We start from the raw sequence: 15,155 nt of genomic DNA on the forward strand, positions 1-15,155 counted from the left end.
AGATTTTCGCCATGACCATCCAGTTCAAAGCCTTGCCGACACAAGATGTACGAGCGCTTCAGCGCGGCGGGCCCGATGCCTATGGAAACACGCCCGAGCGTAAGGTCTCCGACGGCGACGGCATGCCATGCCGGCATTGCCTGAAGAACATCGCCGACGGAGACGACTATCTCATCCTGGCCTACCGGCCATTCCCCAAACTTCAGCCCTATGCCGAGACCGGACCGATCTTCCTTCACGCGCAGGAATGCGAGCGCGCCGCGGAATCTCAGGCACTTCCCGAAATTCTCGAAAGCCCGGACTATATCGTGCGCGGCTACGGCAGGGATGACCGCATCGTCTATGGCAGCGGTGGCGTCATTGCGACCGATGCGATCGCCGCGCGCGCCGAGGCTCTCTTGGAACGCGACGAGATTGCCTACGTGCATGTCCGCTCGGCGCGCAACAATTGCTTCCAGTGCCGGATCGAACGTGTCTGACGGGCGCATGTGGCGGTGCGATAGCGGAGCGCTGTCGTACTCCTGTCATACCATTGCGGTACACGGGTAGCCGTCGATCGATTTGTCGACCGCGGATGAACCGGCGGCAAATCTCGACATCGAGGAAGCGGGGCCTTGGCTCCGCTTTTTTGTTTGCCTGAACCTTCCACAGAAATTTTCTGCGCAAAGAAGCATATGGGCTTCGACTATTTGCCTGGAGGGCTCAGTTAAACTTGCAATTGGCGCCGAGACGCAGGTTGCGGCACATGTTTTAAGTCCGAGCCGGGTGCAGGCCTGACAGCCGCCAATCCGGAAAGAAAAAACCCGCCGGGAATGACCGGCGGGCTGACGGGAGGCAGGTATCCTCTCAGGAGAATCAGGCCGCGAGAACCGCCTTCGGTTCGACCAGTTCGTAGCCGAGCGCTTCGGCGACCGCACGGTTGGTGATCTTGCCTCTGTGGACGTTGAGTCCATTGCGCAGATGATGGTCGTCGACCAGCGCCTTCAGGCCCTTGTCAGCGAGCTGAAGGCCATAGTGCAGAGTCGCGTTGTTGAGTGCATGTGCTGAGGTGACCGGCACGGCGCCCGGCATGTTGGCGACGCAGTAGTGGATGACGCCGTCGACCTCGTAGGTCGGCTCGGCATGCGTGGTCGCGTGCGAGGTCTCGAAGCAGCCGCCCTGGTCGATGGCGACGTCGACCAGCACCGACCCCTTCTTCATGCCCGAAAGCATTTCGCGCGAGACCAGCTTCGGCGCCGCAGCACCCGGGATCAGCACGGCGCCCACGACGATGTCGGCGGAAAAGCACTCTTCTTCCAGAGCCTCCACGGTCGAATAGCGGGTGTGGACGCGGCCGGCAAAGAGGTCGTCGAGCTGGCGCAGGCGCGGGATCGAGCGGTCGATGATGGTGACGTCGGCGCCCAGGCCAGCCGCCATCCTGGCCGCGTGCAGGCCGACGACGCCGCCGCCGAGCACGGTGACCTTGCCGGGCAGCACGCCGGGCACGCCGCCGAGCAGCACGCCGCGGCCGCCATTGGCCTTCTGCAGCGCCGTGGCGCCGGCCTGGATCGACAGGCGGCCGGCGACTTCCGACATCGGCGCCAGCAACGGCAGGCCGCCCCGGTCGTCGGTCACCGTTTCATAGGCGATGGCGGTAACGCCCGAAGCGAGCAGGCCCTTGGTCTGTTCCGGATCCGGAGCAAGGTGAAGATAGGTGTAGAGGATCTGGCCATCGCGCAGTTGGGCCCATTCGTTAGGCTGCGGCTCCTTGACCTTGACGATCATATCCGACTTGGCGAACACATCGGCCGCCGTCTTGGCGATGGTGGCGCCGGCAGCGCGATAGGCGTTGTCGTCGGCTCCGATGCCGGCCCCGGCGCCGGTCTCGACCAGCACCTCATGTCCGTGGGCGACATATTCGCGGACCGAGCCGGGCGTAAGTCCGACGCGATATTCATGATTCTTGATTTCCCGGGGGCAGCCGACGCGCATTTTCATTTCTCCTGACACGGCCCTTCGGGGCTCGTTCCCTGTATTGACGCAGTCAACCACGAATCGTTGCGTAAGTGTTTGCGAATGCACTTGCAGGAGGGCTCGCTATTCGATAATTGTTGCGTAGAATGCGCAAAAATTCGCAGGAATCACGAAGAATGCCACTCGACAGGATTGATATCGCCATTCTGGAGACCTTGCAGAAGGATGGCAGGATGCCGAACGCCGCCCTTGCCGAAAGGGTCGGCCTGTCGCAGTCGGCCTGTTCGCGCCGGCTCGACAATCTGGAGAAATCCGGAACCATCCGCGGCTATCATGCCCGGCTTTCCAATGCAGCACTTGGTCACCAGATGACGGCGATCGTGCACATATCGCTGTCGGGCCAGTTCGAGAAGACGCTGTCGGATTTCGAGGCTGCGATCAAGCGCTGCCCGAACGTGCTGTCCTGCCACCTGATGTCGGGCGAGTACGACTACATCCTCAGGATCGCGGCCAAGGACCTTGCCGACTACGAACGCATCCACAAGGAGTGGCTGTCGGCGATGCCGCATGTGACGAAGATCAATTCGTCTTTTGCCCTGCGCGAAATCGTCGACCGGACGGCGATGGGCCTGAAGCCCGAAATGGCCTGAGCATTCTCAGCCTTCCATGCCTTCAGCCGTCTACGCCTTGGCAGCCTCCGTCACGATCCGGTCCATCGGGATATCGTGCGGCTGCGGGTAGATGGTGGCGATGCGCTGCAATTCGTAGCCGACGCCGATGACCAGGGGCTTGAACGGCATCGCCGCCAGCGTTCGGTCGTAGAACCCGCCGCCATAGCCCAGGCGATAATTGCCGGAATCGATGCCGACGATCGGCGAGATGACGATGTCGGGCAAGACCGGTTCGCCCTCGGCCGGAATCGGAATGTTCCACACGCCCTTCTCCAGCCGGTCGCCCGGAACATAGGCCCGGAAGATCAGCGGCTGTGCCTTTTCGATGACGACGGGCAGCGCGGTGCGCCCGCCTCGTTCATTGATGGCGGCCATCCATGGCCGCAGGTCCGGCTCGCCGCGAAACGGCCAATAGAGGCTGACCATGCGGCCGGCGATATCGCCGATCGCCGCGTCAAGGGCTCCGGCGATGCTCTGCGACATCGCCGTTCGCGCATCGGCGGAAACCGCGAGACGCGCCGCGATCAGGCGTTCCCGTTCGGCCTTGCGCCATCGTCTGACGTCGGTCCAATCGGATATCGGCGCGTGAAACGCGGGATCGAGTTCGTGCATGAAGCATGGCGGCGAGGAATATTGCGCCGGACCCTGGTCGTCGTGATCGTTGGCCATGCTTCACCTCATCGCTGTTTTCCATAACGCTATACCCGGCGGGGGGATGCGACATGTGCATTCACGACATGGAACGACGAGTCTCGGGCACGGCCTTCGTGTTGTTGCATTGCACAAAAGCTCCTACATCAAAGGCATGCGATATTGCTGGTCAGGGTGAATGCGATGGATCAAGCCAATCACCATGTCGTCGTCGTAGGGGCGGGGTTCGGCGGCCTCGAATTCACCCGCGCTCTCGCCGGTGCGCCCGTGCGCATCACCATGATCGACAAACGCAATCACCATCTTTTCCAGCCGCTGCTCTACCAGGTCGCAACGACGGCGCTGGCGACCTCGGAGGTCGCCTGGCCGATCCGCCACCTGCTGCGCAAGCGCAAGGACGTGACGACGCTGCTCGCCAATGTCACCGGCATCGACCGAGCCGGAAAACGCGTGCTGCTCGATGACGGCAGCACCGTCGCCTACGACACGCTGGTGCTCGCCACCGGCGCCCGACATGCCTATTTCGGCCACGACGAATGGGAGCCGTTCGCGCCAGGGTTGAAGACGCTGGAGGACGCCACCACCATCCGACGGCGCATTCTGCTCGCCTTCGAGCAGGCCGAACGGGAAACCGATCCTGCCAGGCGCCAGGCGCTGCTGACGATCGCGATCGTCGGCGGCGGTCCGACCGGTGTCGAACTTGCCGGCACCATTGCCGAACTGGCGCACGACACACTGCGCGGCGAATTCCGCAACATCGACACGCGCGAGACGCGTGTGGTGCTGGTCGAGGCTGGCGACCGCATATTGGCCAATTTCGCACCGAAACTGTCCGATTATGCCGGAAAGGCGTTGAAGCGGCTCGGCGTGACGATCGAACTCGGCCGGGCGGTCACGCGCTGCGACGCCGAGGGCGTCGTCTTCGGCGACACGCATCTGCCGGCGAGGACCATATTGTGGGCGGCGGGCGTTGCCGCTTCGCCGGCAGCCGAATGGCTGGGCGCCGCCGCCGACCGGGCGGGAAGGGTGCTGGTTGAACCCGATCTCACCGTGCCGGGCAGCCCCGAGATTTTCGTCATCGGCGACGCCGCTCTCGTGCTGCGGCCCGATGGACGGCCCGTTCCCGGCGTGGCGCCTTCCGCCAAGCAGGAGGGCCGCCATGTTGCCGCGACCATCAAGGCCAGGCTTGCCGGCGATACGAGCGTAAGGCCGTTCCACTACAAGCATGCCGGGGACCTGGCCACGATCGGCAAGCGCGCCGCGGCGATCGATTTCGGCTGGATCAGGCTGACCGGCTGGCCGGCCTGGTGGCTGTGGGGACTGGCGCACATCTATTTCCTGATCGGCTTCCGCAACCGGCTCGCGGTGTCGCTGAGCTGGCTATGGATCTACGTCACGGGCCAACGCAGCGCCCGCCTGATCACGCAGGGCGACGACGACAAGGGCTGATCTTCCGCGCTTGCGCCCGTTCATCCGCGCGTCATCTGTTGCTGATCGACTGACAACTCCGATGCGCGCAACTTCTTGAATGGACTCGAATAGGTTTCAGCGCGAAGTTCGCTTTCGGCCAGGGTCTTTCGTGTCGTCGAAAAGGAGAAAACATGTCGCCGGTCCATTCCGTCTCCCGCCGCGGTCTCCTCGCGGGCGCCGCCGCCACAGGCGCGCTGATTGCGCTTCACCCTTTCTCCGCCCGCGCCCAGGCCAACCAGGCGCATCTCCGGATCATGGAGACCACCGACATCCATGTGAATGTGCTGCCCTATGACTATTACGCCGACAAAGCGAATGACACGATGGGACTGTCGCGCACGGCCTCCCTGATCGACGCGGTGCGCAAGCAAGCCGTTAATTCGATGCTGATCGACAATGGCGACCTGCTGCAGGGCAATCCGATGGGCGACTACATCGCCTATGAAAAGGGCATGAAGGACGGTGACCTGCATCCGATCATGAAAGGCATGAACCTGCTCGGCTACGAGTGCTCGACGTTGGGCAACCACGAATTCAACTACGGCCTGTCCTTCATGGACAAGGTTCTGGCCGGCGCCAATTTCCCCTTCGTCTGCGCCAACCTGATCCGCGGCACCGAGCTTGCCGCGAACCCGCGCGACGACAAGCTCTACCTCAAGCCCTACGTCGTCCTCGACAAGAAGATCAGGGACGGTTCAGGCACCGAGCAACCGATCAGGATTGGCATCATCGGCTTCGTGCCGCCGCAGATCATGGTCTGGGATCTCAAGAACCTCGAAGGTAATGTCAGAACGCGCGACATTGTCGAGGCCGCCAAGGCCTGGGTGCCGCAGATGAAGGAAGAGGGCGCCGACATTATCATCGCGCTCTCGCATTCTGGCATCGACATCAAGCAGGGCGATATGATGGAGAACGCATCGTTCTTTGTCGCCGGCGTTGAAGGCATCGACGCGGTGTTCACGGGTCACCAGCATCTGGTGTTCCCTGGCAAGAAGGATTTTCAGGCGCTCGAAGGCGTCGATGCGCAAAAGGGTACGCTGCAGGGCAAGCCGGCCGTCATGGGCGGCTTCTGGGGCTCGCATATGGGCCTGATCGACCTGATGCTGGAGCGCGACGGATCGAAATGGAAGATCGTTTCCGCCACCTCGGAAGCGCGGCCGATCTTCGAACGTGTCGACAACAAGAACAAGCCGACTGTCGCGGACGACAACCGCATCATCGCCGCGCTTGAGCAGGACCACCAGGCAACGCTCGCCTATGTGCGTCGTCCCGTCGGCAAGACCGCAGCGCCGCTCTATTCCTATTTCGCGCTGGTCGCCGACGATCCGTCGGTTCAGGTCGTCAGCCAGGCGCAGACCTGGTACCTCCAGGACATCCTGAAAAACACACAATGGAAGGACGTGCCGCTGCTGTCGGCGGCAGCCCCCTTCAAGGCAGGCGGGCGCAATGGCGCCGACTACTACACCGATGTGCCGGCAGGCGACATCGCGATCAAGAACGTCGCCGACCTCTACCTTTATCCCAACACCGTGCGGGCCGTTGAGATCACCGGAGCGCAGGTCAAGGAATGGCTGGAAATGTCGGCCGGCATCTTCAACCGGATCGAACCTGGCAAGGCCGACCAGGCGCTCATCAACACCGACTTTCCGTCCTACAATTTCGACGTTATCGACGGCGTCACCTACAGAATAGATCTGTCGCAGCCGCCGAAATACGATGCCAAGGGCGGGCTGGCCAATGCTAGTGCCAATCGCATCGTCGGCCTGATGTTCGACGGCAAACCGATTGATCCCAATCAGAAATTTGTCGTTGCAACGAACAACTACCGGGCCGGCGGCGGCGGCAATTTTCCTGACATCGACGCTTCCAAAATTATCTACGAAGCGCCAGACACCAACCGCGACGTCATCGTCCGCTACATCGTCAAGCAGGGCACCATCAACCCGTCGGCGGACGGCAACTGGTCGTTCGCGCCGCTGCCCGGAACCAGCGTCGTGTTCGAGACAGGGCCCAAGGCGAAGGACCTCATCGCCGAAGTGAAGTCATTGAAGATCGAGCCGGCGGGCGCCGGCGAGGCAGGATTTGCGAAATACCGCATCCTTCTCTGACCGCCATTCGCAATTGCGCCGCGGGCCATTTCTGGATCATGCCCGGCCAGTCGCCCGGCGACGAGATCGAAGGCGCGCCGGCATTGATTTGGCAGTTCCAGGTGCCGAGAGTTCATATACCGGACGAGGGTCGACACGGATCCCGTCTTTGCCTGGCGGAAACGTCTATGAGCACAGCCGGGCTTATGCGATAGATTAGCCATGCGTTATGTCATCGTCATCGCCGCCGTTGCGTTTTTCCTGATCTGGGACGGTCTCTACAACCAGGGCCGGTACCTCGATATGACGGTGAGGAATGTCTCTCACGTGGTGCGTTACGTCACCGGCAAGGCCTAGTTCCCGTTCAGGTCTCGTGCATCCCGGGCGCGTCGCAAGGACGCGCGGCACCCTGAACGGTTGACCTGACGGTTTCGTCGTCACAAAAGACCCCGGATTTTTGATCGAGGAGGCGGGGTTGATCCGGCATATCGTTTTCTTCAGCGCGCGGCGTGGCGAGGATGTGGAGGCAGTGCGCTCTGGGCTGCTGGCGCTCGGCGGCATTCCCCATTCCAGCCTGTTCGAGGTGACGCTGAACACCAAGGTCGATCCGCTGTCGGATGAGATCGACGTGGTCGTCTACGCCGAGTTCACCGATGCCGCCGCATTGGCCGCCTACAAGGCGCATCCGCTCTATGCGCAGACCACCAGCAGGGTCAAGCCATTGCGCGAACTGCGTTATTCCGCCGATGTGGTGGCCGGAAGCTGATTCGGGCGCCCTTGAACCCTTTTGCGCAATGATGCACACCGCGCTGGCATGATCCAAACACCACCCACAGGCACTCATCCGCTCGATCACCTCGTGCTGCCGACCTCGAGCCTGGATGTGGCGCGGGCGCGGCTAACGGCCCTCGGCTTCATCGTCGCGCCGACAGGCATCCATCCATTCGGCACGGAAAATTGCTGCGTCTTCCTCGCGGACGGCACCTATCTGGAACCGCTGGCTGTCGGCGATGACCAGGCCGCGATGAAAGCCGCCGGCCAGGGCAATGTCTTCGTCGCGCGCGACCGGCTCTATCGTGACCGCAATGGCAATGAAGGTTTTTCCGCCGTGGTCCTGACCACGGACGACGCCGATGCGGACCATGCACGCTTTGTCGATGCGAGCCTGTCGGGCGGGGACATGCTAGGCTTTTCGCGGGCGTTCACCGACGGTGCCGGTAAAAGCGACATGGCGTCATTCAAACTGGCCTTCGCGTCGACCGGGGGTTCAACCGATGCGTTCCTGTTCGCCTGCCAGCGTGTCAACGCGCCGGAAGTGGACCGCACGGCGCTGCAGGCTCACGCCAACGGTGCCACGGGAATTGTCGAGATCGTGGCGATCAGCGACGAGCCCGCCGAGCAGCGCCGGCTGATTTCCGTGGCAGTAAACGATCCAACGGCTGACGCGCGCGCCTCCATTTTTCGTCTACCTAACGCTATCTTGACTGTACTCGACCCGGCCTCTTTCACGGCACGCTTTGGCGTGCCCGCCGGTAAGCCGACGCAACTCCGCTTCGCGGCAGTCGTCTTTTCGGTTCGGCGTGCCGCCGTCGCGGCAGGTCTGCTTGCAGCCAATTCCATCAGATACGATATGTCGGGCAGTGATATCGTCGTGCAGCCGACATCCGGGCAGGGCGCGGCCTTCATCTTTCGGGAGATACAATGAGCAACGCCTTGGCGCCCAATTCATCGGTAACCGTCGGCAATGTCGTCTTCGACAACGCAGCGCCGCTGTCGCTGATCGCCGGCCCTTGCCAGTTCGAATCACGGCAGCATGCCTTCGACATGGCCGGCGCGCTGAAGGAATTGACAGGCAGGTTGGGCATCGGCCTCGTCTATAAGACCAGCTACGACAAAGCCAACCGCACCTCCCTGTCGGCAACGCGCGGTGCCGGCATGGAGGCGGCGCTCCCGGTCTTCGACGAGTTGCGCAAGGAATTCTCCTTGCCGGTACTGACCGACGTCCACACCGAGGAACAGTGCGCCATCGTTGCGCCGCATGTCGACGTGCTGCAGATCCCGGCCTTCCTGTCGCGCCAGACCGACATGCTGGTTGCCGCCGCAAGGACGGGCAAGGTGATCAACGTCAAGAAGGGACAGTTCCTCGCGCCCTGGGACATGAAGAACGTGGTGGCCAAGGTCACTGGCTCCGGCAACGCCAATGTCTTGACCACCGAGCGCGGCGCCTCGTTCGGCTACAACACGCTCGTCTCCGACATGCGGGCCCTGCCCATTATGGCCGACATCGGCGTGCCTGTGATTTTCGACGCCACCCATTCGGTCCAGCAGCCGGGCGGGCAGGGCGGTTCGTCCGGCGGCGAACGCCGCTTTGTCGAGACCTTGGCCCGCGCGGCTGTCGCCGTCGGCGTTGCCGGCGTCTTCATCGAGACCCACCAGGATCCGGATAATTCGACCTCGTCCGACGGACCGAACATGGTGCCGCTGAAGGACATGCCGGCACTTCTGGAAAGGTTGATGGCGTTCGATCGGGTAGCGAAGGCCCGCTGACCCGGCGCAGCTGAAGGTCGTCGCCGCGGAGGGCATATATCGGCCTGCCACGTCAGTAAGAAGTCACCTTTATACAGGTGGAAAAAGTCGAACAGACCGGCGGAAAAGTCGGGAACCTTCGATCTCGCCCCTCATTGTGAAAGTCCAGAGCAACGACAATGAGGAGCACATCATGACAACCCAGGCAGGACACACAGAGGCTATCGCTGCTTCGCGGGTCATCGGCACATCCGTCTATAACACCGAAGGCACGAAGATCGGCAGCATCGAGGACGTCATGCTCGACAAGCTGTCCAACGGCATCATGTTCGCTGTGATCGGTTTTGGCGGCTTTCTCGGCATGGGTGAAAAATATCACGCCATCCCGTGGGCGAGTTTGGATTACGATGAGGATAGGGGCGGCTATGTCGTGCCATTCTCGAAGGACCAGCTGAAAGCCGCTCCCGCCTATTCGATCAACGAGCTGACGGGCGCCGATGGCGAGGCCGCACGTGACGCCTCCTACAATTACTACAAGGTCGAGCCTTACTGGCATTGACCGGCCAGCCTGACGTGAAAAGGCCCCCGCAAACCAGCGGGGGCCTTTTACATGATCGCCTGCCGTGCTTACTCCGCGCTGCGGAGGGTCGACAGTTGCACCGCGCCCTGTGGAGGCTGCTGGTTGTCGCAGGACGTCAGGAACGCCGCCGCGATCAGGAACAAACTCACGATACCGCTTAACTCGGACATGGCGAAACTCCTCCTGTTTCGCCCCGCGCAGCCGCCATCATAGACCGGCGGCCATCCTATGGCGCATGACTTATGATGACAGGAATTTGCGCTTCGTGAATCGCGCCGGCGGCAATAATTGGCGGTGGCCCGATTGCCTTTTGCGCCGCTTTGGCTAAGACGGGCGCGACGTTTCGTCAGATCAATCGGGGACATCGCAATGACCGCCATCATCGACATTGTCGGGCGTGAAATCCTGGACAGCCGTGGAAATCCGACCGTCGAGGTCGATGTCGTGCTCGAAGACGGTTCGATGGGCCGCGCGGCCGTGCCGTCTGGAGCTTCCACCGGCGCGCATGAAGCCGTCGAACTGCGCGACGGCGGCGCCCGCTATCTCGGCAAGGGCGTGCTGCGGGCCGTCGAGGCGGTCAACGGCGAACTGTTCGAGGCAATCGGCGGCATGGAAGCCGAAAACCAGATCCACATCGACCAGACCATGATCGAACTCGACGGCACGCCCAACAAGAGCCGGCTCGGCGCCAACGCTATTCTCGGCGTGTCGCTGGCGGTGGCCAAGGCCGCGGCCGAAGCCGCCGGCCTGCCGCTCTATCGTTACGTCGGGGGCACCAAGGCGCATCTGCTGCCGGTACCGATGATGAACATCATCAATGGCGGCGCCCATGCCGACAACCCGATCGATTTCCAGGAATTCATGATCCTGCCGGTCGGTGCGCCAACGCTGCGCGAAGGCGTGCGCTGGGGTTCTGAGGTCTTCCACACGCTGAGGAAGAAGCTGAAGGACGCCGGCCACAACACCAATGTCGGCGACGAAGGCGGCTTTGCCCCGAACCTGAAGAGCGCGCCGGTGGCGCTCCATTTCATCATGGAGTCGATCGAGCAGGCCGGCTTCAAGCCGGGCGAGGAGATTGCGCTCGGCCTCGATTGCGCTGCGACGGAATTCTTCAAGGACGGCAACTACGTCTATGAAGGCGAGAAGAAGACACGCGATCCGAAGGCGCAGGCGAAATACCTGGCCAAGCTCGCCGCCGATTATCCGATCATTTCGATCGAGGACGGCCTTGCCGAGGATGACTGGGAAGGCTGGAAATATCTGACCGACCTGATCGGCAAGAAGACGCAGCTCGTCGGCGATGATCTCTTCGTCACCAATACGGCGCGCCTGCGCGATGGCATCCGCATGGGGGTCGCCAATTCGATCCTGGTCAAGGTCAACCAGATCGGATCGCTGACCGAGACGCTCGATGCCGTCGAGACCGCGCACAAGGCCGGCTACACCGCCGTCATGTCGCATCGCTCGGGCGAGACCGAGGATTCGACCATCGCCGACCTCGCCGTCGCCACCAATTGCGGGCAGATCAAGACCGGATCGCTGTCGCGTTCCGACCGCATGGCCAAATACAACCAGCTCATCCGCATCGAGGAAGAACTCGGCAAGCAGGCGCGCTACGCCGGCAAGTCGATGTTGAAGGGCTGAGCCGGAGCATCGGACACAGGGATGGCGGTGAGGGGCGGGAATTCCCGCCCTTTTTCGTTGGAGCGCCTGTGGACGCGTCATCCGTAACCGTCCGTTAAGCACAATGGAGCGAAAAAGACCGTGGTCGCCCGAGTTCGCGACTGCGAGGGAACGGACGATGTGGACGCGTCAGCACAAACAGAGAAACACCGGCCGGCTGATCATCCCCTCGCTCTGCGCGGTGTTCCTGGCCTATTTCGGCTTTCATGCCTATCACGGCGAGTTCGGCATCAATTCGAAATACCAGCTGGAGGCCGAGACTGTTGCCCTGCAGGCCCAGCTCGATGCGATCAAGGCGCGCAGGATGGAGCTGGAACGGCGCGTCAAGCTGATGCACGACGGCACGCTGGAGAAGGACATGCTCGACGAGCAGGCGCGTAAGGCGCTGAATTTGTCCCAGGCCGACGAAATCACCATCATGTTGCCGGTCTCGGCAAAGTAACCAATATCAGGTTAATCACCAATATTTTCAATGATTCTAATTGCTTAGTCGCATGCCAGCTATGCAATTTCGACATGGCGGAACACGTTCTCACGTGTTAGCCTCCCCAAAATCAGTGGGGAGAGCTGATCTCCCCTGAGCAGATTTCATCTTGCTCGAGCAGATTTCATCTTGCTCGAAATGTCCGCGAAGAGACGCCAACAGGGAGTGATGCATGGCAACCGCAGCCAGGAAAGCGCCTGCCAAATCGAAATCCGACGGCAAATCGGGCCTTTCCGCGCCCAAACCAGTGGAATTCACCAAGGACGAGGAGCTCGCCGCCTACCGGCACATGCTGCTTATTCGCCGTTTCGAGGAAAAGGCCGGCCAGCTTTACGGGATGGGCTTCATCGGCGGCTTCTGCCATCTCTACATCGGCCAGGAAGCGGTCGTCACCGGTATGAAGATGGCGCTGATCGACGGTGACCAGATGATCACGGCCTACCGCGACCACGGTCATATGTTGGCGATGGAACTGTCGCCGCGTGGCGTCATGGCCGAACTGACCGGCCGCCGAGGCGGCCTGTCGAAGGGCAAGGGCGGCTCCATGCACATGTTCTCCAAGGAGAAGCATTTCTACGGTGGCCACGGCATCGTCGGCGCGCAGGTGTCGCTCGGCACGGGTCTGGCCTTCGCCAACCGCTATCGCGGCAACAACAATGTCACGCTGACCTATTTCGGGGACGGGGCCGCAAACCAGGGCCAGGTCTACGAAAGCTTCAACATGGCCTCGCTTTGGAAGCTGCCGGTGATCTACATCATCGAGAACAACCGCTATGCCATGGGCACCTCGGTATCGCGCTCCTCGGCGGAGACCGACTTCTCGAATCGCGGCGCCTCGTTCAAGATTCCCGGTATCCAGGTCGACGGCATGGACGTGCGTGCTGTCAAGGCCGCCGGCGATCTCGCTACCGAATGGTGCCGTGCCGGCAATGGGCCGCTGATCCTCGAAATGCAGACTTACCGCTATCGGGGCCATTCGATGTCCGACCCGGCGAAATACCGCTCCAAGGAAGAAGTGCAGAAGATGCGCTCCGAGCATGACCCGATCGAGCAGGTCAAAGCGCGGCTGATCCAGAAGAAGTGGGCAAGCGAGGACGAATTGAAGACCATCGACAAGGAGGTTCGCGACGTCGTCGCCGATGCCGCCGAGTTTGCCCAGCACGACGCCGAGCCGGATCCGTCCGAGCTCTGGACCGACATCGTATTGTAACGGGAGGGCAAGGACATGCCGATCGAAATTCTCATGCCCGCCCTTTCGCCGACCATGGAAGAGGGCAATCTTTCCAAGTGGTTGAAGAACGAGGGCGACAAGGTCGTCGCCGGCGACGTCATCGCCGAGATCGAAACCGACAAGGCGACGATGGAAGTCGAAGCTGTCGATGAGGGCACGCTTGCCAAGATCGTGGTTCCCGCAGGCACCGAAGGCGTCAAGGTCAACGCGGTGATCGCCGTGCTGGCTGTCGATGGCGAAGATGTCGACAAGGCCGGCGAAGGCATCGGTGAAGAGCCCGCCAAGACTGAGGCAAAGGCGCCGACACCGGCACCCGCCGCGGCCAAGAGCGAGGCAGCGGCGCCTGTGGCGGCCGCGCCGAAGACGGAAGTCGCCGCCGATCCTGACATACCCGCCGGGACCGAGATGGTCTCGACCACGGTGCGCGAAGCGCTGCGCGATGCCATGGCGGAGGAAATGCGCCGCGACGGCGATGTCTTCGTCATGGGCGAGGAAGTTGCCGAGTACCAGGGCGCCTACAAGATCACCCAAGGCCTGCTGCAGGAGTTCGGACCGCGTCGCGTCGTCGACACGCCGATCACCGAGCACGGCTTTGCCGGCGTCGGGGTCGGTGCGGCGATGGCTGGCCTGAAGCCGATCGTCGAATTCATGACCTTCAACTTCGCCATGCAGGCGATCGACCAGATCGTCAACTCGGCCGCCAAGACGCTCTACATGTCCGGCGGACAGATGGGCGCGCCGATCGTCTTCCGCGGGCCGAATGGTGCTGCGGCTCGCGTCGCCGCCCAGCATTCGCAATGCTATGCCGCCTGGTACAGCCACATACCGGGCCTGAAGGTGGTGATGCCTTATACCGCCGCAGACGCCAAGGGACTGCTCAAGGCGGCGATCCGCGATCCGAACCCGGTCATCTTCCTCGAAAACGAAATCCTCTACGGCCAGTCCTTCGACGTGCCGAAGCTGGACGACTTCGTGTTGCCGATCGGCAAGGCGCGCATCCATAAGTCAGGCAAGGACGTCACCATCGTCTCCTTCGGCATTGGCATGACCTATGCGGTCAAGGCCGAAGCGGAACTGCGCGGCATGGGCATCGACGCAGAGATCATCGATCTCAGGACCATCCGTCCGCTCGACTTCGACACCATCATCGCCTCGGTGAAGAAGACCAACCGGCTGGTCGTGGTGGAAGAAGGTTTCCCGCAGAACTCGGTCGGCGACCATATCGCCAACCAGGTGTCGCAGCGAGCCTTCGATTTCCTCGACGCGCCGGTCATCACCATTGCCGGCAAGGACGTGCCGATGCCCTATGCGGCCAATCTCGAAAAGCTGGCTTTGCCGAATGTCGGCGAAGTCATCGAGGCCGTCAAAGCCGTCTCATATCGCTGAACCGGGCGGGAGGACACAATGCCAATCAACATCACCATGCCGGCCCTCTCGCCCACCATGGAAGAGGGCAATCTGTCGAAGTGGCTCGTGAAGGAGGGCGACAAGGTTTCGCCCGGCGATGTCATTGCCGAGATCGAGACCGACAAGGCGACGATGGAAGTCGAAGCCGTCGATGAGGGCACGGTGGCGAAACTGGTCGTTCCCGCCGGCACCGAAGGCGTCAAGGTCAATGCGCTGATCGCCGTGCTTGCCGCCGAGGGTGAGGAGGCAAGTGCCGCCGCGAAAAGCGGTGGCGATGCCGCACCGGCGAAAGCGGAGCCTCCCAAGGCTGAGACATCGAAGACCGAGACTCCCACCTCTCCGTCCGATGGGGGAGGTCGCGCCGCGGATGAACCCACCGCCGCGCCCCCCACCCCGGCCGGAAGGCCTGCCG

The 15,155-nt window shown here is 62.1% G+C and carries 17 protein-coding genes; 14 read left to right on the forward strand and 3 right to left on the reverse strand.

Features of this window, described 5'->3' with window-relative positions; all coding sequences use genetic code 11:
* Nucleotides 1-11: 11 nt before the first annotated feature.
* Nucleotides 12-479 (forward strand): DUF1203 domain-containing protein, encoded by a 468-nt coding sequence (locus FJ867_RS10280; RefSeq protein ID WP_140557270.1) that lies wholly within the window; start codon nucleotides 12-14, stop codon nucleotides 477-479.
* A 376-nt stretch (nucleotides 480-855) separates the two neighbouring features.
* Here FJ867_RS10280 and ald read toward each other — a convergent pair whose 3' ends face one another.
* Complete coding sequence (gene ald / locus FJ867_RS10285; protein WP_140501325.1) at nucleotides 856-1,971, reverse strand: alanine dehydrogenase; 1,116 nt, start codon at nucleotides 1,969-1,971, stop codon at nucleotides 856-858.
* A gap of 158 nt (nucleotides 1,972-2,129) precedes the next feature.
* On the opposite strand from ald, the gene FJ867_RS10290 reads away from it, so the two are divergent.
* Nucleotides 2,130-2,603 carry an Lrp/AsnC family transcriptional regulator gene (locus FJ867_RS10290; RefSeq protein ID WP_140501327.1) on the forward strand — a complete coding sequence of 158 codons (474 nt, stop codon included), beginning with the start codon at nucleotides 2,130-2,132 and terminating at the stop codon, nucleotides 2,601-2,603.
* Between the two features lie 30 nt (nucleotides 2,604-2,633).
* Here FJ867_RS10290 and FJ867_RS10295 read toward each other — a convergent pair whose 3' ends face one another.
* A complete protein-coding gene (locus tag FJ867_RS10295; protein ID WP_140501329.1) occupies nucleotides 2,634-3,293 on the reverse strand; it encodes a 5-formyltetrahydrofolate cyclo-ligase in 660 nt (219 codons plus the stop codon).
* A gap of 165 nt (nucleotides 3,294-3,458) precedes the next feature.
* Here FJ867_RS10295 and FJ867_RS10300 point away from each other — a divergent pair, with 165 nt between their 5' ends.
* The 7 genes from FJ867_RS10300 (at nucleotide 3,459) to FJ867_RS10325 (ending at nucleotide 9,917) form a co-directional block, all read left to right on the forward strand.
* Entirely contained in the window at nucleotides 3,459-4,724 is a 1,266-nt protein-coding gene (locus FJ867_RS10300; RefSeq protein ID WP_140817292.1) for an NAD(P)/FAD-dependent oxidoreductase, read from the forward strand.
* A 152-nt stretch (nucleotides 4,725-4,876) separates the two neighbouring features.
* Nucleotides 4,877-6,853: a bifunctional 2',3'-cyclic-nucleotide 2'-phosphodiesterase/3'-nucleotidase gene (locus tag FJ867_RS10305; protein WP_140817294.1), complete on the forward strand. Its 1,977-nt coding sequence runs from the start codon at nucleotides 4,877-4,879 to the stop codon at nucleotides 6,851-6,853.
* A gap of 201 nt (nucleotides 6,854-7,054) precedes the next feature.
* On the forward strand, nucleotides 7,055-7,189 hold the full coding sequence (locus FJ867_RS29280) for a hypothetical protein (protein ID WP_263486323.1): 135 nt from the start codon (nucleotides 7,055-7,057) through the stop codon (nucleotides 7,187-7,189).
* A 118-nt stretch (nucleotides 7,190-7,307) separates the two neighbouring features.
* Complete coding sequence (locus FJ867_RS10310) at nucleotides 7,308-7,598, forward strand: Dabb family protein (protein WP_140501335.1); 291 nt, start codon at nucleotides 7,308-7,310, stop codon at nucleotides 7,596-7,598.
* A gap of 48 nt (nucleotides 7,599-7,646) precedes the next feature.
* Nucleotides 7,647-8,537 (forward strand): VOC family protein, encoded by an 891-nt coding sequence (locus tag FJ867_RS10315; RefSeq protein WP_140584221.1) that lies wholly within the window; start codon nucleotides 7,647-7,649, stop codon nucleotides 8,535-8,537.
* Nucleotides 8,534-9,379, forward strand: coding sequence for a 3-deoxy-8-phosphooctulonate synthase (gene kdsA / locus FJ867_RS10320; RefSeq protein ID WP_140817296.1), 846 nt, complete (start codon nucleotides 8,534-8,536; stop codon nucleotides 9,377-9,379). Before FJ867_RS10315 ends, kdsA begins: the two co-directional genes overlap by 4 nt.
* A 172-nt stretch (nucleotides 9,380-9,551) precedes the next feature.
* Entirely contained in the window at nucleotides 9,552-9,917 is a 366-nt protein-coding gene (locus FJ867_RS10325; protein ID WP_140501340.1) for a PRC-barrel domain-containing protein, read from the forward strand.
* A 68-nt stretch (nucleotides 9,918-9,985) separates the two neighbouring features.
* On the opposite strand, the gene FJ867_RS29285 is transcribed toward FJ867_RS10325, so the two are convergent.
* Nucleotides 9,986-10,108: a hypothetical protein gene (locus FJ867_RS29285; RefSeq protein ID WP_263483006.1), complete on the reverse strand. Its 123-nt coding sequence runs from the start codon at nucleotides 10,106-10,108 to the stop codon at nucleotides 9,986-9,988.
* Nucleotides 10,109-10,307: 199 nt separating this feature from the next.
* On the opposite strand from FJ867_RS29285, the gene eno reads away from it, so the two are divergent.
* The 5 genes from eno to FJ867_RS10350 form a co-directional block, all read left to right on the forward strand.
* Entirely contained in the window at nucleotides 10,308-11,582 is a 1,275-nt protein-coding gene (eno, locus tag FJ867_RS10330) for a phosphopyruvate hydratase (protein WP_140817298.1), read from the forward strand.
* Nucleotides 11,583-11,739: 157 nt separating this feature from the next.
* The gene (locus FJ867_RS10335) at nucleotides 11,740-12,063 is read left to right on the forward strand and encodes a septum formation initiator family protein (RefSeq protein WP_140501344.1); all 324 of its coding nucleotides are present in this window, start codon (nucleotides 11,740-11,742) and stop codon (nucleotides 12,061-12,063) included.
* A gap of 214 nt (nucleotides 12,064-12,277) precedes the next feature.
* Nucleotides 12,278-13,315 (forward strand): pyruvate dehydrogenase (acetyl-transferring) E1 component subunit alpha, encoded by a 1,038-nt coding sequence (pdhA, locus tag FJ867_RS10340; protein ID WP_140525504.1) that lies wholly within the window; start codon nucleotides 12,278-12,280, stop codon nucleotides 13,313-13,315.
* 15 nt (nucleotides 13,316-13,330) lie between these two features.
* Nucleotides 13,331-14,722 carry a pyruvate dehydrogenase complex E1 component subunit beta gene (locus tag FJ867_RS10345; protein WP_140515428.1) on the forward strand — a complete coding sequence of 464 codons (1,392 nt, stop codon included), beginning with the start codon at nucleotides 13,331-13,333 and terminating at the stop codon, nucleotides 14,720-14,722.
* 18 nt (nucleotides 14,723-14,740) lie between these two features.
* The coding region (locus FJ867_RS10350) for a biotin/lipoyl-containing protein (RefSeq protein ID WP_246675031.1) at nucleotides 14,741-15,155 on the forward strand (415 nt) is incomplete at its 3' end.

It is taken from the genome of Mesorhizobium sp. B2-5-3 (assembly GCF_006441005.1).
Taxonomy (GTDB): Bacteria; Pseudomonadota; Alphaproteobacteria; order Rhizobiales; family Rhizobiaceae; genus Mesorhizobium.